15 protein-coding genes, 2 tRNA genes and 1 pseudogene are annotated in these 18943 nt (G+C 71.8%); 13 read left to right on the top strand and 5 right to left on the bottom strand.

Annotation, left to right across the window (positions count from 1 at the left end; genetic code table 11):
- Positions 1 to 34: 34 nt before the first annotated feature.
- The 6 genes from L6E12_RS27195 (at position 35) to L6E12_RS27170 (ending at position 6763) form a co-directional block, all read left to right on the top strand.
- A complete protein-coding gene (locus tag L6E12_RS27195) occupies positions 35 to 250 on the top strand; it encodes a hypothetical protein (RefSeq protein ID WP_236230770.1) in 216 nt (71 codons plus the stop codon).
- Positions 251 to 359: 109 nt separating this feature from the next.
- The gene (gene serA, locus L6E12_RS27190; protein WP_236230769.1) at positions 360 to 1955 is read left to right on the top strand and encodes a phosphoglycerate dehydrogenase; all 1596 of its coding nucleotides are present in this window, start codon (positions 360 to 362) and stop codon (positions 1953 to 1955) included.
- A gap of 231 nt (positions 1956 to 2186) precedes the next feature.
- Positions 2187 to 3224 carry a 3-isopropylmalate dehydrogenase gene (locus L6E12_RS27185; RefSeq protein ID WP_035277901.1) on the top strand — a complete coding sequence of 346 codons (1038 nt, stop codon included), beginning with the start codon at positions 2187 to 2189 and terminating at the stop codon, positions 3222 to 3224.
- Positions 3225 to 3685: 461 nt separating this feature from the next.
- Positions 3686 to 5353 (top strand): citramalate synthase, encoded by a 1668-nt coding sequence (gene cimA, locus L6E12_RS27180; protein WP_236230768.1) that lies wholly within the window; start codon positions 3686 to 3688, stop codon positions 5351 to 5353.
- 30 nt (positions 5354 to 5383) lie between these two features.
- The gene (locus L6E12_RS27175) at positions 5384 to 5971 is read left to right on the top strand and encodes a lipoprotein (RefSeq protein ID WP_236230767.1); all 588 of its coding nucleotides are present in this window, start codon (positions 5384 to 5386) and stop codon (positions 5969 to 5971) included.
- A gap of 21 nt (positions 5972 to 5992) precedes the next feature.
- Positions 5993 to 6763: a fumarylacetoacetate hydrolase family protein gene (locus L6E12_RS27170; protein WP_236230766.1), complete on the top strand. Its 771-nt coding sequence runs from the start codon at positions 5993 to 5995 to the stop codon at positions 6761 to 6763.
- Between the two features lie 48 nt (positions 6764 to 6811).
- Here the strand turns inward: L6E12_RS27170 and L6E12_RS27165 are convergent, their stop codons facing one another.
- Positions 6812 to 8038, bottom strand: a complete 1227-nt coding sequence (locus L6E12_RS27165; protein ID WP_236230765.1) for an FAD-dependent oxidoreductase — start codon at positions 8036 to 8038, stop codon at positions 6812 to 6814.
- Positions 8039 to 8135: 97 nt separating this feature from the next.
- Here L6E12_RS27165 and gltX point away from each other — a divergent pair, with 97 nt between their 5' ends.
- The 4 genes from gltX to L6E12_RS27145 all read left to right on the top strand — a co-directional run bounded on the left by gltX (position 8136) and on the right by L6E12_RS27145 (position 10926).
- Positions 8136 to 9620 carry a glutamate--tRNA ligase gene (gene gltX / locus L6E12_RS27160; RefSeq protein WP_236230764.1) on the top strand — a complete coding sequence of 495 codons (1485 nt, stop codon included), beginning with the start codon at positions 8136 to 8138 and terminating at the stop codon, positions 9618 to 9620.
- Between the two features lie 144 nt (positions 9621 to 9764).
- On the top strand, positions 9765 to 10610 hold the full coding sequence (locus tag L6E12_RS27155; protein ID WP_236230763.1) for an HAD family hydrolase: 846 nt from the start codon (positions 9765 to 9767) through the stop codon (positions 10608 to 10610).
- A gap of 98 nt (positions 10611 to 10708) precedes the next feature.
- Positions 10709 to 10780, top strand: a tRNA-Gln gene (locus tag L6E12_RS27150).
- Positions 10781 to 10853: 73 nt separating this feature from the next.
- A tRNA-Glu gene (locus L6E12_RS27145) sits at positions 10854 to 10926 on the top strand.
- 371 nt (positions 10927 to 11297) lie between these two features.
- Here L6E12_RS27145 and L6E12_RS27140 read toward each other — a convergent pair.
- The gene (locus L6E12_RS27140; protein ID WP_181400161.1) at positions 11298 to 11999 is read right to left on the bottom strand and encodes an IclR family transcriptional regulator; all 702 of its coding nucleotides are present in this window, start codon (positions 11997 to 11999) and stop codon (positions 11298 to 11300) included.
- 77 nt (positions 12000 to 12076) lie between these two features.
- Here L6E12_RS27140 and leuC point away from each other — a divergent pair, with 77 nt between their 5' ends.
- The 3 genes from leuC to L6E12_RS27125 all read left to right on the top strand — a co-directional run bounded on the left by leuC (position 12077) and on the right by L6E12_RS27125 (position 15183).
- A complete protein-coding gene (leuC, locus tag L6E12_RS27135) occupies positions 12077 to 13522 on the top strand; it encodes a 3-isopropylmalate dehydratase large subunit (RefSeq protein ID WP_236230762.1) in 1446 nt (481 codons plus the stop codon).
- Positions 13523 to 13534: 12 nt separating this feature from the next.
- On the top strand, positions 13535 to 14137 hold the full coding sequence (gene leuD / locus L6E12_RS27130; RefSeq protein ID WP_035281325.1) for a 3-isopropylmalate dehydratase small subunit: 603 nt from the start codon (positions 13535 to 13537) through the stop codon (positions 14135 to 14137).
- A 275-nt stretch (positions 14138 to 14412) separates the two neighbouring features.
- Entirely contained in the window at positions 14413 to 15183 is a 771-nt protein-coding gene (locus L6E12_RS27125; RefSeq protein WP_236230761.1) for an HU family DNA-binding protein, read from the top strand.
- A 336-nt stretch (positions 15184 to 15519) separates the two neighbouring features.
- Here the strand turns inward: L6E12_RS27125 and L6E12_RS27120 are convergent, their stop codons facing one another.
- The 3 genes and pseudogenes from L6E12_RS27120 to L6E12_RS27110 form a co-directional block, all read right to left on the bottom strand.
- Positions 15520 to 16401: an NUDIX hydrolase gene (locus L6E12_RS27120; RefSeq protein ID WP_236230760.1), complete on the bottom strand. Its 882-nt coding sequence runs from the start codon at positions 16399 to 16401 to the stop codon at positions 15520 to 15522.
- A 2-nt stretch (positions 16402 to 16403) separates the two neighbouring features.
- A complete protein-coding gene (locus L6E12_RS27115) occupies positions 16404 to 18590 on the bottom strand; it encodes an RNA degradosome polyphosphate kinase (RefSeq protein WP_236230759.1) in 2187 nt (728 codons plus the stop codon).
- 109 nt (positions 18591 to 18699) lie between these two features.
- Positions 18700 to 18943: pseudogene (locus L6E12_RS27110) on the bottom strand (2-phospho-L-lactate guanylyltransferase); the annotation flags it as partial.

Below are 18943 nucleotides of genomic sequence, written 5' to 3'. Positions count from 1 at the left end.
CGCCGTCATCTCCACCCTCCCGCCGCCGCCCCCGGTGACGTCCTTCGGCCCTGGCGGCTTCGGTCCGGCGGGTTCCGGTGTCGGCATCACCGGTACGACCCCCGTGCCGGTCCGGCAGGACGCGGCGGAGGCCGATCCGGGTCCCGCGGTGGAGACGCGCCGGAGCAGGCCCGCGTACCTGGTGGAGGGCGATGACGACGAGATGTTCGGCAACGCCGACTTCACCGCGCCGCCCGTCATCGGGGAATGACGTGTCTCGTGGCTCACCCTGCGGTGGAACGGTTCAGTGACCGGCCTAGACTCCCTGTGGTTACAGAGTGGTAACCGCACCCAAAAATGCTGTCAGCACAGGAGCCCGCGTGACAACTACGAGCCGCCCCGTCGTCCTCATCGCCGAGAAGCTCGCGCCGTCCGTGCTGGACGTCTTCGGCGACGAGTTCGAGGTCCGCCACGTCGACGGCACTGACCGCCCCGCCCTCCTCGAGGCCGTGGCCTCCGCCGACGCGCTGCTCGTGCGCTCCGCGACCCAGGTCGACGCCGAGGTGCTCAAGGCCAGTGACACCCTGAAGGTCGTCGCCCGCGCGGGTGTCGGCCTCGACAACGTCGAGGTGCCCGCCGCCACCGATCGCGGTGTGCTGGTGGTGAACGCGCCGACGTCGAACATCGTCTCGGCCGCCGAGCACGCGGTGGCGCTGCTGCTGGCCACCGCCCGGCAGATCCCGGCCGCGCACCAGACCCTGCAGGAGGGTCAGTGGAAGCGCAGCTCGTTCTCCGGGGTCGAGGTGTCCGGCAAGACCGTGGGCGTCGTCGGCCTGGGCAAGATCGGGCAGTTGTTCGCGCAGCGCCTCGCCGCGTTCGGCACCACCCTGATCGCCTACGACCCGTACGCCTCGCCCGCGCGCGCCGCCCAGCTCGGCATCGAGCTGGTGGAGCTGGACGACCTGCTGGCCAGGGCCGACTTCATCTCCGTGCACCTGCCCAAGACCCCGGAGACCAAGGGGCTGATCAGCGCCGAGAAGCTCGCGCTGACCAAGAAGGGCGTCATCATCGTCAACGCCGCGCGCGGCGGCCTCATCGACGAGCAGGCCCTGGCCGACGCGGTGCGCTCCGGCCAGGTCGGCGGCGCGGGCATCGACGTCTACACCAAGGAGCCCACCACCGAGTCGCCGCTGTTCGGCGTCCCCGGGATCGTGGTGACCCCGCACCTGGGTGCCTCCACCGCCGAGGCGCAGGACCGGGCGGGCACCGACGTCGCCCACTCGGTGCGGCTGGCGCTGCGCGGCGACTTCGTCCCGGACGCGGTCAACGTGGCCGGTGGCGTCGTCGGCGAGGAGGTGCGCCCGTACCTGCCGCTGACGCAGAAGCTGGGCACCGTGCTGACCGCGCTGGGCAGCAAGGCCCCCACCGCGATCACCGTGCTGGTGCGCGGCGAGCTGTCCTCCGAGGACGTGTCGGTGCTGTCGCTGGCCGCGCTGCGCGGGGTGTTCACCGGGATCGTCGAGGACCAGGTGACGTTCGTGAACGCCCTGCAGATCGCCGAGACCCGGGGCGTGGCCGTGGAGGTCGCCACCGAGACCGAGAGCGCCAACCACCGCAGCGTGGTGACCCTGCGCGGCGCGTACGCCGACGGGTCGGTGGTGACCGTCAGCGGCACCCTGTCCGGCCTGGACCAGGTGCAGAAGCTGGTGGAGGTGCACGGCCGCGCGTTCGACCTGCGCGCCGAGGGCGACGTGCTGCTGCTGGAGTACGCCGAGCGCCCGGGCGTGATGGGCGCGGTCGGCACCCTGCTGGGCGAGTCCGGCATCAACATCGACGCCGCGCAGATCAGCCAGACCGCGCAGGGCTCCGACGCCGTCATGCTGCTGCGGGTGGACCGCGCGGTCGACCCGTCGGTGCTGGAGTCGATCGGCGCCTCGGTCGGGGCGAGCATCGTGCGGGCCATCGACTTCGGCTGAGTCGACCGCTCCACCCGTCCACGGGTTGGGACGCGGCGGAATTGGCGAACGGTGCCCGGATCGGTTGGTTGACAACCCTTCTGGGCACCGTTCGTGTCCTATATCGGCTCAGAAGGCATCTCGAAACCACCCGAACAGGTGGCGCGATGCGGCATCCGGGCGGCTTCCCGGTAGCCTTCGTTCGACTACCAGGCCCTGACAGTTCGGGCCGATACCCCGGGAGGTGTGTGCATGCGGCTCGCGGTGATCCCAGGTGACGGGATCGGGCCGGAAGTGATCGCCGAGGCACTGAAGGTGCTGGGCGAGGTCATACCGACCGCCGAGATCACCCGCTACGACCTGGGCGCGGCGAGGTGGCACGCGACTGGTGAGCTGCTGCCGGAGTCCGTCCTCGGTGAGCTGCGGGACCACGACGCCATCCTGCTCGGTGCGGTGGGGGACCCGTCGGTCCCCAGCGGCATCCTGGAGCGCGGGCTGCTGCTGCGGCTGCGCTTCGAGCTCGACCACCACGTCAACCTCCGCCCGGCCCGGCTGTACCCGGGGGTGAAGAGCCCCATCGCCGACCCCGGCGAGATCGACATGATCGTCGTCCGGGAGGGCACCGAGGGCCTGTACGCGGGCAACGGCGGCCTGCTCCGCAAGGACACCCCGCACGAGATCGCCACCGAGGTCAGCGTCAACACCTCCTTCGGCGTCGAGCGCGTCGTCCGCGACGCGTTCACCCGCGCGGCGGCCCGCCCCCGCAAGCACCTGACCCTGGTCCACAAGACCAACGTGCTCACGCACGCGGGTTCGCTGTGGTCGCGCGTGGTGGAGGAGGTGTCGTTGCAGCACCCGGACGTCACCGTCGCCTACCAGCACGTGGACGCCACCACCATCCACATGGTCACCGACCCCGGCCGCTTCGACGTGATCGTCACCGACAACCTGTTCGGCGACATCCTCACCGACCTCGCGGCGGCCGTCACCGGCGGCATCGGCTTGGCGGCCAGCGGCAACCTCGACATCACCCGCCGCAACCCGAGCATGTTCGAGCCGGTCCACGGCAGCGCCCCGGACATCGCGGGCCAGGGCATCGCCGACCCCACGGCGGCCGTCCTGTCCGTCGCCCTGCTCCTCGACCACCTCGGCGAGCACGAGTCGGCCCGCCGCATCGAGGCCTCGGTCGCCTTCGACCTCGCCACCCGCGACCACAACTCCCCCGGCGGCACCTTCGCCATCGGGGACCGCCTCGCGGCCCTGGTGTCCTCGAACGTCCGCACCGGCTGACCCGGCCACCGCACCACCGCGAGGGCCCGCTCCCACCCGGAGCGGGCCTTCGCCGTTCCCGGGTCCGAACCGGCAGCCACCCCGCACGCGGCTGAACCGTGCTGAGCAGCCCCCGAATCAACCCCAGCACGGGGCGCCGACAAGAACCGCAGACCGACCAGGGGTTGTCCACAGGCAGCGTGGAGCAGTCCCCGACTTCCCGCCGACCCGCGCCCACCGACGGGAGCGGCCAGGTGAGCCGAAGTTGTCCACCGTCCAGGGGATGGGAAGCGGAGTCCGCGAGTTGGTACCCGGCCGGGAGATGTGCCACCATCGGACCGTGGCTCACTCCGCCCTGATCATTATCGACGAGCGCGTCGGCTGACTCCGCACGACGGAGCACCGGCGCGCAGACCTCTCGCATGTGGCGGGGGGTCTTTTTGTTTGTCCACTCTGTGAACCCCTCGACGAGGAGCGATCCCGTGACCCGCACGACTCCGGCCGGAACCCCGCTCGGCGACTCCTTCCACGTGTACGACACCACTCTGCGCGACGGGGCCCAGCGGGAGGGGATTTCCTACTCGGTGGCCGACAAGTTGGCCGTCGCCCGGTTGGTGGACGGGTTGGGGGTGGGGTTCATCGAGGGCGGGTGGCCGGGGGCTATGCCGAAGGACACCGAGTTCTTCGCCAGGGCCGCGGCCGGGGAACTCCAGTTGCAGCACGCCGCGCTGGTGGCGTTCGGGTCGACCCGGCGGGCGGGGAGCACCGCCGCGAAGGACCCGCAGGTGCAGGCGCTGGTGGCGTCGCAGGCGCCGGTGGTGACGCTGGTGGCGAAGTCCGACCGCAGGCACATCGAGCGGGCGCTGCGGACCGACGTGGCCGAGGCGGCGGAGATGGTGCGCGACACCGTGGCGTTCCTGGTGGGGGAGGGGCGGCGGGTGTTCCTCGACGCCGAGCACTTCTTCGACGGGTACGCGTTCGACCCGGACACGTCCCTGCGGGTGCTGACCGCCGGGTTCGAGGCGGGGGCCGACGTGGTGGTGCTGTGCGACACGAACGGGGGGCAGTTGCCGCTGGGGTTGGCCGAGACGGTGCGGGAGGTGATCGCGCGGACCGGGTTCCGGGTGGGCATCCACTGCCAGGACGACACCGGGTGCGCGGTGGCCAACAGCGTCGCCGCGGTGCAGGCGGGGGCCACGCACGTGCAGTGCACGGCCAACGGTTACGGGGAGCGGGCCGGTAACGCCGACCTGTTCCCGGTGATCGGGAACCTGGCCGTGAAGCTCAAGATGGACGTGCTGCCGGAGGGGAAGCTCGCCGACCTGACGCGCGTCTCGCACGCCCTGGCCGAACTGGCGAACATCGCGCCGAACACCCACCAGGCGTACGTGGGGCACTCGACGTTCGCGCACAAGGCGGGCCTGCACGCCAGCGCGATCAAGGTCGACCCGCTGCTCTACAACCACATCGACCCGACCGTCGTCGGCAACGACATGCGCGTGCTGGTCACCGAGATGGCCGGGCGGGCGAGCCTGGAGCTCAAGGGCCACGAGCTGGGCGTCGACCTGGTGGGCAGGCCGGAGGCGGTGGACAGCGCGCTGCGGAAGGTGAAGGACCTGGAGTCGCGCGGGTGGTCGTTCGAGGCCGCCGACGCCTCCCTGGAGCTGCTGCTGCGCGGGGAGATCGCGGTCGTCGACCCGGACGCCCCCGCCACCGGCCACCCGTTCGAGCTGGAGTCCTACCGGGTGATCCTGGACCACCGGCTCGACGGCGAGGTGGTGTCCGAGGCGACGGTGAAGGTGCACGTGGCCGGGCACCGGGTGATCGCCACCGCCGAGGGCAACGGGCCGGTGCACGCCCTGGACGCGGCGCTGCGCCGGGCGCTGGTGCCGCACCTGCCCTGGGTGGACGAGGTGGAGCTGACCGACTACAAGGTGCGCATCCTGACCGGGGCGTCGCGTGCAACCCAACCCGGCACCGATGCCGTCACCCGGGTGTTGGTGCAGTCCTCGGACCGCGAGCTCGAGTGGACCACGGTGGGTGTGCACGGCAACATCGTGGAGGCGAGCTGGCTGGCCCTCTGCGACGCGCTCGCGCACAAGGCGATGCGGGTCCGGTCCGGGGTCGGCGCGGGCGGCCTGCGCGGGTAGGCCGCCCCCGAGCAGGAGGAGGCGGTCGGCGTGCGGGTTCTACTCGTCGGTGCGGTGGTGCTGGTTTCGGTGGCCGGGTGCGCGGGGGGCGGGTCGGAGCAGGAGCCCGCGGCGCCGCCGCCGACCTCGGCGCCCGCCGCGGACGCGTGGCTCGATCGGGTGAAACCGGCGGACGCGGTGTCCCGGGTCGGGATGCCGGGGGCGTGCCCGCTGCCGTTCGCCTTCGACGTCGCCGCGGGCTGGACGGCCGCGGCGGGGGACGGGGAGTCCCGCGACGGGTTGGCCGCCGACTGCGCGGTCAGCTCGGACGCCGGGCGGCTGCGGGTGTGGGTCGGCGGTGAGCCGGGCAGCACCCCGCGCGGGGCGCTGGAGCGGTTCGTCCAGGGCGAGGGGACCATCGCCGAGCCGACCTACCGCGAGTCCACAGTGGGCCAGGGGACGGGCGTGGAGCTGACCTTCGCCCGCCCGGACGGCGGCGCGCGCGGGCGGGCGTTCGCCGTGGCCACGCCGCTGCGCACCCTGGTCGTCTCGGTGGAGGCCGGTTCGGCGGCGGCCTACGAGCGGGCCCTGCCCGGCTACCTGCTGGCCAAGCAGAGCCTGACCCCGATCGAGCGCTGACCCCGTTCTAGTGTGGGTGCCGTGCGTATCGCTCGAATTGCCCATCCAGCAGGTGTCGCGTTCGTCTCGATCGAGGGCGAGGGGAAAGACCAGGTCGCCGCGGAGATCGCCGAGCACCCGTTCGGCACCCCCGAGTTCACCGGGCGCCGGTGGCCGCTGGCCGACACCCGGCTGCTCGCGCCCATCCTGCCCACCAAGGTGGTCTGCGTCGGCAAGAACTACGCCGACCACGCCAGGGAGATGGGCGGTGAGGCCCCGGCCGACCCGGTGATCTTCATGAAGCCCTCGACCACCGTGGTCGGCCCCGGGGCGGCCATCAGGCTGCCCAGGGACTCGTCCCGTGTGGACTTCGAGGGCGAGCTGGCGCTGGTCATCGGCCAGCCCTGCCGCGACGTGCCCGCCGCCAGGGCCAAGGGCGTCATCCTCGGCTACACGATCGCCAACGACGTCACCGCCCGCGACCAGCAGCAGCACGACGGGCAGTGGACCCGGGCCAAGGGGCACGACACGTTCTGCCCGCTGGGTCCGTGGATCGAGACCCAGCTCGACCCCAGCGACCTCGACCTCAAGACCACGGTCGACGGCGAGGTGAAGCAGGACTCCTCCACGGCGTTCCTGCTGCACGGGGTGCCCGAGCTGGTCGAGTGGATCTCGAAGGTGATGACCCTGCTGCCCGGTGACGTGATCCTCACCGGCACGCCCGCGGGCGTGGGGCAGATCGTGGACGGGCAGACGGTCTCGGTGTCCATCACCGGCCTGGGCACCCTGACCAACCCGGTCGTCAACCGCTGAGCCCGCGGGCCGATCCCCCGCGCGGGCGGGGGATCGGCCGCCCGCCGGTCACCGGCGGGCGAAGTCCGGCACCGGCTCGCTGAGCACCCCGCGCCCGATCACCTGCGCCGGGACGCGGTTGAGCACCGGGAAGCGCCGGATGAGCCGGATCGGCAGCGGCAGCGTGGTCGACCGCGCGATCTCCACCCGCCCGGCCAGCGCGGGCGCGATCGCGTTGCGGTGCAGGAGCCGTTGCAGGCCCTGGATGAGCACCGTCGGCAGCAGCCTGCGGTACCGGACCCGCGCCAGGTCGGCCTCCGTGACCCGCCCGCGCGCCAGCGGACCGGCCAGCAGCCGGGCCGCGGCGATGGCGTCCTGCACCGCCAGGTTGATGCCCACCCCGCCCAGCGGCGACATCGCGTGCGCCGCGTCGCCCAGGCACAGCAGGCCGTCGCGGTGCCAGCGGGTCAGCCGGTCGAGCTGCACGTCGAGGGTCTTCACCTCGTCCCAGGAGCCCAGCGCGCCCGCCCGGTCCGCCAGCCACGGCGCCACCGCCACCACGTCGCGCAGGACCGCCGACACCTCGCCCCGGCGGGCGCTCGCGTCGGACCCCTTGGGGATGAGGGTCGCGGCCTGCCAGTACTCCCGGCGGTCGATCAGCACGGTCGAGCGCCGGTCGCTGATCAGCGGGACGATGCCGCACGGGTCGGTGTCGTGGCGGGGCAGGCGGAACCACCACACGTCCATCGGGGTGGGGTAGCGCTTCTTCGGCAGCAGCGCGGCGTCGCGCAGCACCGAGGAGCGGCCGTCGCAGGCGATGGTCAGCCTGGCGCGCAGTTCGCCGGTCCCCCCGTCGCTGGTGCGGTAGGTGACACCGGTGACCCGGTCGCCGTCGCGGAGCAGGCCGGTGGCGGCGGTGTTCATCCGCAGCGCGAACGTCGGCTCCCGCTTCCCGGCGGCGGCCAGCAGGTCGAGCAGGTCCCACTGCGGGACCATGGCGATGAAGTTGTTCGGCCCCGGCAGCGAGCGCAGGTCGGCCACCCTGGCGACCCCGCCGGAGAAGGGCACCTCCACCTCCTCGATGCGGCTCTGCGGGATCCGCCGGAACGCCTCGCCCAGGCCCAGCGCGTCGATCAGGTCCAGGGTCGGCGGGTGCACGGTGTCGCCGCGGAAGTCGCGCAGGAAGTCCGCGTGCTTCTCCAGCACGGTCACCGCGATCCCCGCCCTGGCCAGCAGCAGCCCCGTGACCATCCCGGCCGGACCGCCCCCGACCACGAGGACGTCTGTGTCGGTCATGGCTTCTCCCCTCTCCGTTTTCAACGCTCGTTGAATAACTGTGCACCCAGCCTCCGGCGAGGTCAAGGCGGATCGGCAGGGATACGCTGATCAGGCTATGAGCACCCCAGACGCCACCACCCCAGTCCGAGCCCGCTTCTGCCCGTCACCGACCGGCACCCCGCACGTCGGGCTCATCCGCACCGCCCTGTTCAACTGGGCCTTCGCCCGGCACGCGGGCGGCAAGCTGGTCTTCCGCATCGAGGACACCGACGCGGCCCGCGACTCCGAGGAGAGCTACGCGGCGATCCTCGACGGCCTGCGCTGGCTCGGCATCGACTGGGACGAGGGTCCCGAGGTCGGTGGCGAGTACGGCCCGTACCGGCAGAGCCTGCGCGCGGACTCCTACGCCGAGGTCATCGCCAAGCTCACCGAAGCCGGTGAGCTGTACGAGTCCTACTCCAGCAACGAGGAGGTCGAGGCGCGGCGCAAGGCCGCGGGCCAGGACCCCAAGCTGGGCTACGACAACCACGACCGCGACCTCACCGACGAGCAGCGCGCCGCCTTCCGCGCCGACGGCCGCGAACCCGTGCTGCGGCTGCGGATGCCCGACCGGGCCATCGCCTTCACCGACCTCGTCCGCGGCGACATCAGCTTCCCGGCGGGCAGCGTGCCCGACCCGGTCCTGGTGCGCGCCAACGGCCAGCCGCTCTACACCCTGGTCAACCCGGTCGACGACGCCCTCATGCGGATCACCCACGTGCTCCGCGGCGAGGACCTGCTGCCCTCGACCCCCCGCCAGATCGCGCTCTACGAGGCGTTGCAGCGCGTCGGTGTGGCCGAATTCACCCCGCACTTCGGGCACATGCCCCTGGTCCGCGGCGAGGGCAACAAGAAGCTGTCCAAGCGCGACCCGCAGTCGAACCTGTTCGCCTACCGCGAGCGCGGGTTCGTCCCCGAGGGGATGCTCAACTACCTGGCGCTGCTGGGCTGGTCGATCGCCGAGGACCGCGACATCTTCTCCATGGCGGAGATGGTCGAGGCGTTCGACATCGGCCGGGTCAGCGCCAACCCGGCCCGCTTCGACCTGAAGAAGGCCGAGGCGATCAACGCCGAGCACCTGCGCGCCCTGGGCAAGGACGACTTCGTCCGCCGCGTGCTGCCGTACCTGAGCGCCGCGGGCGTCCTGCCCGCCGAACCCACGGCCGACCAGGTGGCCACTGTGGACACCATCGCGCCGCTGGTGCAGGAGCGGCTGGTCGTGCTCTCCGACGCCGCGGGCATGGTCGGCTTCCTGTTCGCCGACGACGCGGAGTTCACCCCCGAGGCCGACGCCGCGGCGAAGAACCTCGGCCCGGACGCCGAACCGGTGCTCACCGCGAGCATCACCGCGCTGGACGCACTGTCCGAGTGGACCACCCCGGCCATCGAGGAAGCGCTCAAAACGGCCTTGATCGACGGTCTGGGACTCAAGCCGCGCAAGGCGTTCGCGCCGGTGCGCGTGGCCGTGACCGGGCGGACCGTGTCCCCGCCGCTGTACGAGTCCATGGAACTGCTCGGCCGCGAGCGCACCATGGGGCGGTTGCGCAAAGCGCTTCCCTAGTGGGGAACGGGTAACGCGATCCGGAGGTCCCGCGATAGTCTTTTCCCGGCTGTCGCGGGACCTCCGCGCTTGACCGTGTCAGAAGCCGCAACACCACCCGGCCAGACGAATCGCGGACCCCGGCGCGGCACCTAGCCTCGCGTAATGAGAACACCGCTCGCACCCCACCCGTCCGCCCGGACGGCCACCGCCGCCCCCGAACGGCGGGCGCGAGCGCCCCACGCCGAACCGCCCAGGATCACCGCCGTGTGCCTGGACATCGACGACACGCTGATCGACTTCACCGGCTCCGCCAGGAAAGCCCTGCACCGCCTCATCGGCCGCGACGACATGTGGAGCGCCTGGCAGCGGGTCACCGACGAACACCACGCCAGGGTCGTCGCGGGGGAGTACGACTACGACACCATGCGCAGGGCGCGCACCAAGGCGTTCCTGGCCGACCTCGGCGCCCTGGTGGACGACGAGGCGGTGGCGGTCCTCGAAGACCGCCGCCTGGCCCAGATGCGCGGCGCGTGGCGGCTGTTCCCCGACACCGTCCCCTGCCTGGACTGGCTGCGCGCCGCGGGACTGAAGATCGGCGCCGTCACCAACGCCTCCGGCCCGCACCAGCGCGCCCGCCTCGCCGACCTGGGCCTGGGCCGCTTCTTCGACGCCGTGCTCAGCCCCGCCGCGATCGGCGCGGCCAAACCGGACCCGCAGATCTTCCACGCCGCCTGCGAACACCTCGGCGCGGCCCCCGAGGAGACCCTCCACATCGGCGACCGGCTCGACCTCGACGCCCACGCCGCCCGCGACGCGGGCCTGCACGGCGTCTGGCTCGACCGCCCGGCCCCCGGCGGCACCGGGGGCGGGCACCGGGCCGACGACCCCGACCCGGACGTCGGCGTGCCCGTCCTCGACTCCCTCGCCGACCTGCCCGCACTGCTCGTCAGCGAGTACCGCACACCGGCCGTGACCAGCGGATCCACCGTCCCCGATCCCCGGAGCTGACCCCCGATTTCACTCCGGAGGGGGCTGTGGTCTAACATCTTCTCCGGCAAGAGGGACAGGCCACCGGGTAGCTCTCGGAGGCCGGAACCGAATGCCATTGGGGTATGGTGTAATTGGCAGCACGACTGATTCTGGTTCAGTTAGTCTAGGTTCGAGTCCTGGTACCCCAGCGGTAGAGCACCGAAGCGAGTCTGCTAAGGTCTCTCCCAGCAAAACAGAACAAGATGTAGAAGTTTGTTCTAGGGCCCCGTCGTCTAGCGGCCTAGGACGCCGCCCTCTCAAGGCGGTAGCGCGGGTTCGAATCCCGTCGGGGCTACAGGGTTTGGGGCCCTTCATCAGCTGGAAAGACGCTGATGAAGGGCCCCTTTCGCGTGTCTACCCGGGGGGCGACCCCCCGGACCCCCACGGTGCGGTGGGTTCCTGAACCAGCGTGGTTGTGGTTGTGGTTGTGGTTGGGGTGGCTTTGGTTGGGCTTCGTCCGTGTGCCTGGGGTGACCGGGTGGGAGTGCTCGTTGGGGTGGATTGTGTTCTTTGGGGGAGAAGAAAGCATGCAAAGCCGACCCGCGACGGTGGGCATCCCTTCGTCCACTCACGCGCACCGGGCATGCTTTCTTCGTAGGGGCCCCGAAGAACACAATCCACCCAACGAGCCCCGCCCCGGGGAGTCTCCGCAATCGGTGGCGGGGGCTAGAGGCGGTTTTGGAGGGCGTCGGCGGCGGCCAGGAGGTCTGCTGCCCAGCGGGCGCCGGGGCGGCGGCCCATGCGGTCTATGGGGCCGGAGACGGAGATCGCTGCCACTACTGTGCCGGAGGCGTCCCTCACGGGGGCGGAGACGCTGGCTACGCCTGGCTCGCGTTCTGCGACGCTTTGGGCCCAGCCTCTCCTGCGGACCTCCAGCAGTGCTCGTTCGCCGAAGACCGCGTCTGCCAGGAGGCTGCGCTGGGTTGCGGGGTCGGACCAGGCTGCGAGGACTTTTGCCCCTGAACCCGCTGTCATCGGGAGGCGGGTGCCGATGGGGACCGTGTCCCGCAGGCCGCTGGGGGGTTCGGCGGAGCAGACGCAGATTCGGTGCAGGCCGTCTCGGCGGTAGAGCTGGACGCTCTCCCCTGTGCGGTCGCGAAGTCTTGGGAGTACCGCTGTTGCCGCGTCGAGGAGGGGGTCGGTGGCGCCGCCCGCCAGCTCCGCCAGTGCCGCGCCGGGACGCCACCTGCCGTCGGTTCCCCTGCGCAGCAGGCGGTGCACCTCGAGCCCCACCGCCAGGCGGTGCGCCGTCGCCCGGGGCAGGCCCGTCTTCGCGCACAACTCCGCCAGGCCGCAGGGTTCCTTCGCCACGGCCTGCAGAACGGCCATTGCCTTGTCCAGAACTCCGATGCCGCTATGCTGTCCCACGTCTCGATACTACTTTCCCGTCATGTGGGAAGTCCAGTCTGATCCAAGTACGACCGGGAAGCTGATGGTGATGAGCGATGGGCAAAACGCTCGCTGAGAAGGTGTGGGACCAGCACGTGGTGCGCCGCGGCGACGGCGCCGAACCGGACCTGCTCTACATCGACCTGCACCTCGTGCACGAGGTGACCAGCCCGCAGGCGTTCGACGGCCTGCGGCTCGCCGGGCGTCCCGTGCGCAGGCCGGACCTGACGATAGCGACCGAGGACCACAACGTCCCGACCATCGGGATCGATCTCCCGATCGCTGACCCGGTCTCGCGCACGCAGGTGGACACGCTCCGCCGCAACTGCGCGGAGTTCGGCGTGCGGCTGCACCCGATGGGCGACGTCGAGCAGGGCATCGTGCACGTGGTCGGCCCGCAGCTCGGCCTCACCCAGCCGGGCATGACGGTGGTGTGCGGCGACAGCCACACCTCCACCCACGGCGCGTTCGGCGCGCTGGCGTTCGGCATCGGCACCTCCGAGGTCGAGCACGTGATGGCCACGCAGACGCTGCCGCTGCGCCCGTTCAAGACCATGGCGATCACCGTCACCGGCGAACTGCGCCCCGGCGTCACCGCCAAGGACGTGATCCTCGCCGTCATCGCCAAGATCGGCACCGGCGGCGGCCAGGGCTACGTCCTGGAGTACCGCGGCCCGGCCATCGAGAAGCTGTCGATGGAAGCCCGGATGACCGTGTGCAACATGTCCATCGAGGCGGGCGCCAGGGCCGGGATGATCGCGCCGGACGAGACCACGTTCGAATACCTCAAGGGTCGCCCGCACGCGCCGCAGGGCGCCGACTGGGACGCCGCCGTGGCCTCCTGGCGCGAGCTGCGCACCGACGACGACGCGACCTTCGACGCCGAGGTGGTCGTCGACGCCGCGTCGCTGACGCCGTTCGTCACCTGGGGCACCAACCCCGGCCAGGGCCTGCCGCTGTCGGCGACCGTCCCGGACCCGGAGCTGATCGCCGACGAGAACGAGCGCGTCGCCGCGGAGAAGGCCCTGGCGTACATGGACCTGGCGCCCGGCACCCCGCTGCGCGAGATCGGCGTCGACACCGTCTTCCTCGGCTCCTGCACCAACGGCCGGATCGAGGACCTGCGCGCCGCCGCCGACGTCATCCGCGGCAGGCGGGTCGCCGAGGGCGTGCGGATGCTCGTGGTGCCCGGCTCGATGCGGGTCCGCGCGCAGGCCGAGTCCGAGGGCCTGGACGCGGTGTTCCTGGCCGCGGGCGCCGAGTGGCGGCAGGCGGGCTGCTCCATGTGCCTGGGCATGAACCCGGACCAGCTCGCCCCCGGGGAGCGCAGCGCGTCCACATCGAACCGCAACTTCGAGGGCAGGCAGGGCAAGGGCGGGCGCACCCACCTGGTGTCGCCGCTGGTGGCGGCGGCCACCGCCGTACGCGGGACGCTGTCGTCCCCGGAAGACCTGTCCGACGACCTCGTCGGCGCCGCGACCAGCGGCGACGACCGGAACTGAGGGGAAGCGACCATGGAGCCGTTCACCACCCACACCGGCGTCGGGGTGCCCCTGCGCAGGTCCAACGTGGACACCGACCAGATCATCCCGGCGGTCTACCTCAAGCGGGTGACCCGCACCGGCTTCGAGGACGGCCTGTTCGCCGCCTGGCGCTCCGACGAGCACTTCGTGCTCAACCGGGAGCCCTACCGGGCGGGCAGCGTCCTCGTCGCCGGGCCCGACTTCGGCACCGGGTCCTCCCGCGAGCACGCCGTCTGGGCGCTGTCGGACTACGGCTTCCGGGTGGTCGTCTCCGCCCGGTTCGCCGACATCTTCCGCGGCAACGCGGGCAAGCAGGGGCTCGTGGCCGCCGAGTGCGAGCAGTCCGACGTCGAGCAGCTCTGGAAGCTGCTCGAAACCGAGCCTGGGACGCAGGTCACGGTGGACCTGGTCGAGAAGACCGTCAGCGCCAAGGACTTCACCGCCAGGTTCTTCGTGGACGACTACACCCGCTGGCGGCTGCTCGAGGGCCTCGACGACATCTCCCTGACCCTGCGCCACGAGGCCGACATCGACGCGTTCGAGCAGGCCAGGCCCAATTGGAAGCCGGTGACGACCCCGATCGCCACCCCCTGATCGAGGAGCCGGATTCCCCTTGTCGAGAAGGGGGATCCGGCCCCTTCCCGGGCCCCTTCCCGCTCCTCCCGGACACTTCACAACACACGCCGACCCCCGCGCGACGCCCCCCGAAAACCCCGAATCCGACCCCCCGAGGGATGCGGATCGGGACAGTTAAGGAAAAATCAGGGCGCGTCGCGTGGAAATCGCGCGCATTTCGGCCTATCTTGGGCGAGAAGTCGGCTCGCTTGGGTCGTAAACGGCAGTGTGGCTCTCTTACGGAGGACTGAAGGGTGAACAAGGCCCAACTCATCGAGGCGCTCACCGAGCGCCTGGGCGACAAGAAGGCCGCAGGCGCTGCGGTCGACGGTCTCGTCGACGTGATCGTCCGCACGGTCAACAAGGGCGAGAAGGTCAACATCACCGGCTTCGGCGTGTTCGAGAAGCGCGCCCGCGCCGCCCGGACCGCGCGCAACCCGCGCACCGGTGAGACCGTGAAGGTCAAGAAGACCAACGTCCCCGCGTTCCGCGCGGGCACGATGTTCAAGGAGGTCGTGAGCGGCGCGAAGAAGCTGCCCAAGGTCACCGCGGCCAAGGCCACCACCGCGCGTGCGGCGGCGGGCACCACCACCCGGGCCACCACGACCCGCGCGGCGGGCACCGCCACCACCACCCGCACCCGCGCGGCGGCGGCGAAGCCCGCAGCGGCGACCACGCGCGCCACCACGACGCGCAGCCGGGCAGCGGCCGCCAAGCCCGCCGCGACCGCCACCAAGGCGACCACGGCGCGCACCACGAAGGCCACCGCGGCCAAGCCGAAGGCCGCCACCACGGCCAAGGCGACCCCGGCCAAGGCGACCACCGCGAAGGCGACCACCGCCAAGACCACGGCGGCCAAGGCCCCCGCGGCGAAGAAGGCCACCCCGGCGGCGGCGAAGACCACCGCCACCGCGGCCAAGAAGGCCGCCCCGGCCGCCAAGGCCGCGCCCAAGGCGGCGGCGAAGACCACCTCCGCCGCGCGCAAGACCACCTCTGCGGCACGGAAGACCACCACCAAGAAGTAGATGGTGCGCGGTCGTCCGAGAGGACGGAGTCAGGTCGCGAGAGCCCCGCACGCTTCCCCCGTGCGGGGCTCTCGCGCATCCGCGATCGGTTCCGGAACCGGAACCGGGGCCCACTCCGGCAGCATTGACCGCACCGATCCGGTGAACCCGCGAATTGGCAACGAAGGACAGCGCGCTCCCGGGAAATGCTGAGCCGCACTCACACGCCGGACTCCGCCGGGGCCACCGCGCGTCTCACCGGTGGCACTCCCGGACCGGCTCCCCGTTCGGACTGCCCGCCCGGACCGGCGACTCGCGGCGGGTTGTCCGCACGCAATTCCCGCGACCGGACCGCGCTCACGGGGCCAGGTAATGCGCGCCGACCAAGCGCGGTTTCCGGCCTTTCGTGAACGACAGGACCCAGACGCTGCCCTTGCGGCAACGGGAGTCGGTGGGCACGTCCGTCCCCCGGCTCAGCTCCGCCACCACGTCCGGGATGACCCCGCCCTGGCTGCACACCACCGGTGTCCCGCCCGCCGCCGCGATCGCCAGCAGCCGCGCCGCCGCCCGCGCCGGGTGCCGCTTGTGGCTCGGCTCGGCCAGTGCGGGCTCGGTGGTCAGGGGCAGTCCCAGCAACCCCGCCAGCGGCGCCACCGTCGCCGTGCAGCGCAGCTTCGGGACCGCGTGCACCCGATCGGGGTGGAACAGCGGCAGCAGCCGCGTCAGGGCGCGGGTCTGGCGCTCACCGGTCTTCGACAGCGGCCGCTCGTCGTCCGGGCCCGCCCACAGCTCCTTCTTGCCCGCGTGCGCGTGCCGGACCAGCAGCACCGTCGTGGCGTCCTGGCCCACGGCGGTGAAGCGCGCCAGCACCCCCCGGTCGGCCGGGTGGGTCAGCAGCGCCGCCGCGTCCGCCACACCCAGCCAGCGCAGGTCGTCCACTTCGTCGTTGACCGCGAAGGCGCCCGACACGGCACGGGCGGCGAAGTAGTCCACCACCTTGTCACCGGCGGGCACGGTGTAGGCGACGCGGGACAGGTGCGCGCCCAGGACCGCGCGGAAACCGGTCTCCTCCGCCACTTCCCGCACGGCCGCCGCGCAGGTCGTCTCACCCCGGTGCAGCTTGCCCTTGGGCAGGCTCCAGTCGTCGTAGCGCGGCCGGTGCACCACCGCCACCTCGAGGGCACCGGAGTCCTCCCGCCGCCACAGGACGCCGCCCGCCGCGCTGATCCGCCCCGACATGCTCAGCCGAGCGCCCGGTGCTTCACCAGCATCTGCGCCTGGTGGTCGCGCACCGTGGACTCGCCCGCCGGTGAGGGTTCCCAGTCGCCCTTGGCCGAGAGCACCCAGCACCGGGTGGCCGGGTCCAGCGCGGAGTCGAACATCTCGTCGAGCTGCCTGGTCAGCCTCGGGTCCTTCACCCGGACCTGCACCTCCACCCGGCGGTCGAGGTTGCGGTGCATCATGTCCGCGCTGCCGATCCAGTGCTCGTTGCAGCCCGCGAAGACGAACACCCGCGAGTGCTCCAGGAACCGGCCCAGGATCGACCGGACCCGGATGTTGTCGCTGAGCCCGGGGATGCCCGGCTTGAGCGCGCAGATCCCGCGCACCACCACGTCGACCTCGACCCCGGCCTGCGACGCCCGGTACAGCGCGTCGATGACCCCTTCGTCCACCAGGGAGTTCACCTTGATCCGCACCCCGGCGGGCCTGCCTGCGCGCCGGTGCTCGATCTCGTCCTCGATCCGCTCCACGATCCCGCGGCGCACGCCGTAGGGCGCCACCAGCAGGCTGCGGTACTCGTCCTGCCTGGCGTACCCGGTGAGCACGTTGAACAGGTCCGTCAGGTCCGAGCACACGGCCGGGTCGGCGGTCAGCAGGCCCACGTCCTCGTAGAGGCGCGCGGTCTTCGGGTTGTAGTTGCCCGTCCCGATGTGGCAGTAGCGGCGGATCGTGGACCCCTCCTGGCGCACCACCAGCGAGGTCTTGCAGTGCGTCTTGAGGCCCACCAGGCCGTAGACCACGTGCACGCCCGCCTTCTCCAGCGCCCGCGCCCACTTGATGTTCGCCTGCTCGTCGAAGCGCGCCTTCAGCTCCACCAGCGCCACCACCTGCTTGCCCGCCTCGGCCGCGTCGATCAGCGCGTCCACGATCGGGGAGTCACCGGAGGTGCGGTACAGGGTCTGCTTGATGGCCAGCACGTGCGGGTCGCTCGCCGCCTGCTCGATGAACCGCTGCACGCTGGTGGAGAACGAGTCGTACGGGTGGTGCACCAGCACGTCGCCCTCGCGCAGGGTGGCGAACACGCTCTTGGGCGTCTCCCGCTCGCCGAACGCCGGGTGCGTCGCCGGGACGAACGGCGGGTCCTTCAACTCCTTGCGGTCCACGCCGTAGACCTGCCACAGGAAGGTCAGGTCGAGCAGGCCGCGCACCACCACGACGTCGTTGGGGTGCACCTCCAGCTCGCGCAGCAGCAGCTCCAGCATGTGCTCGCTCATGTCGTCGGCGACCTCCAGGCGCACCGACGGGCCGAACCGGCGCTGCGCCAGCTCGCGCTCCAGCGCCTGCAGCAGGTCCTCGTCGCGGTCCTCCTCGACCTCCAGGTCGGCGTTGCGGGTGACCCGGAAGGCGTGCACCTCGCTGACCTCCATGCCCGCGAACAGCGAACCGAGGTGCGCGGCGATGAGTTCCTCCAGCGGCAGGAAGATCGCCACCTGCTCGTCGGCGCTGCGGTCGATCGGCACCAGCCTCGGCACGTTGTCGGGGACCTTCACCCTGGCGAACCGCTCGGTGCCGCCCTCCGGGTCGCGCACCGTCACGGCCAGGTTCAGCGACAGGCCGGAGATGTAGGGGAACGGGTGCGCCGGGTCGACCGCCAGCGGCGTCAGCACCGGGAACACCTGGCCGCGGAAGTAGTGCGACAGCCGGGTGCGCTCCTCCTCGGTCAGCTCCGACCAGGTGGAGATCTTGATGCCGCACTCCGACAGGGCCGGGCGCACCCGGTCGGTGAACGCCTTGGAGTGCTGCTCGACCAGCTCCTGGTTGCGCTTGGAGATGTAGGCGAGCTGCTCGCGCGGGGTCAGGCCGTCCGCGCTGCGCACCGACAGGCCCGTCTCGTTGCGCCGTTTGAGCCCGGCCACCCGGACCATGTAGAACTCGTCGAGGTTCGAGGCGAAGATCGCCAGGAACTTGGCCCGCTCCAGCAGCGGCTGCGAGGAGTCCTCGGCCAGCGCCAGCACCCGGGCGTTGAAGTCCAACCAGGACAGCTCGCGGTTGAGGTAGCGGTCGTCCGGGAGGTCCGTCTCGGCCGCCGCGGGCGTCACCGCGGGCGGCGCGGAGGGGACACCCCGTGGTTCCGGCGTCGACTCCGGTGCGCCGGTCGGGGTGGTCGCGGGCTCCTGGTGCTGGTTGTCGGTGCTCACGAACCCCATTGTCCGGCACCGGAGCCGGAATGGCCTCTTCCGAGGTGAACGCGTGGGTGAACTCTCAGCATCCTGACCAGCCCACTCACCCGACCGTGCTGATCAATCCACCCGCCGATCAGCGCACCCGCCCCGCCGCGCGGACCCGGTGCGCGGTGCGCGCGCCCAACCCCAGCGCGGCGGCCACGGCCAGGTCGGCCGCGGTGTCCACGTCGCACCGCAGGGCCGCCGACCCGAGTCCCACCGCGACCGCGTCCGCGCCGTGCGCCGCCGCCGAACCCGGCCCGAACCGGGGGTCGAGCAGCCCGCCCGCCGCCGACAGCAGCAGCACCGTGCCGGTGCCCGGCCGGTCCGGGGTGAAT

Source organism: Actinokineospora sp. PR83 (assembly GCF_021056305.1).
GTDB classification, from domain to species: domain Bacteria; phylum Actinomycetota; class Actinomycetes; order Mycobacteriales; family Pseudonocardiaceae; genus Actinokineospora; species Actinokineospora spheciospongiae.
Note: the sequence above shows the minus strand (reverse complement) of the source record. Positions and strands in the feature narration are given on the sequence as shown.

What these genes read in the sequence shown, in the direction of transcription:
- L6E12_RS27165 (WP_236230765.1), bottom strand. Translation starts at nt 8,038, where the DNA reads ATGACCGACACAGACGTCCTCGTGGTCGGGGGCGGTCCGGCCGGGATG.
- L6E12_RS27155 (WP_236230763.1), top strand. Translation starts at nt 9,765, where the DNA reads ATGAGAACACCGCTCGCACCCCACCCGTCCGCCCGGACGGCCACCGCC.
- leuC (WP_236230762.1), top strand. Translation starts at nt 12,077, where the DNA reads ATGGGCAAAACGCTCGCTGAGAAGGTGTGGGACCAGCACGTGGTGCGC.
- L6E12_RS27120 (WP_236230760.1), bottom strand. Translation starts at nt 16,401, where the DNA reads ATGTCGGGGCGGATCAGCGCGGCGGGCGGCGTCCTGTGGCGGCGGGAG.
- L6E12_RS27185 (WP_035277901.1), top strand. Translation starts at nt 2,187, where the DNA reads ATGCGGCTCGCGGTGATCCCAGGTGACGGGATCGGGCCGGAAGTGATC.
- gltX (WP_236230764.1), top strand. Translation starts at nt 8,136, where the DNA reads ATGAGCACCCCAGACGCCACCACCCCAGTCCGAGCCCGCTTCTGCCCG.
- leuD (WP_035281325.1), top strand. Translation starts at nt 13,535, where the DNA reads ATGGAGCCGTTCACCACCCACACCGGCGTCGGGGTGCCCCTGCGCAGG.
- L6E12_RS27115 (WP_236230759.1), bottom strand. Translation starts at nt 18,590, where the DNA reads ATGGGGTTCGTGAGCACCGACAACCAGCACCAGGAGCCCGCGACCACC.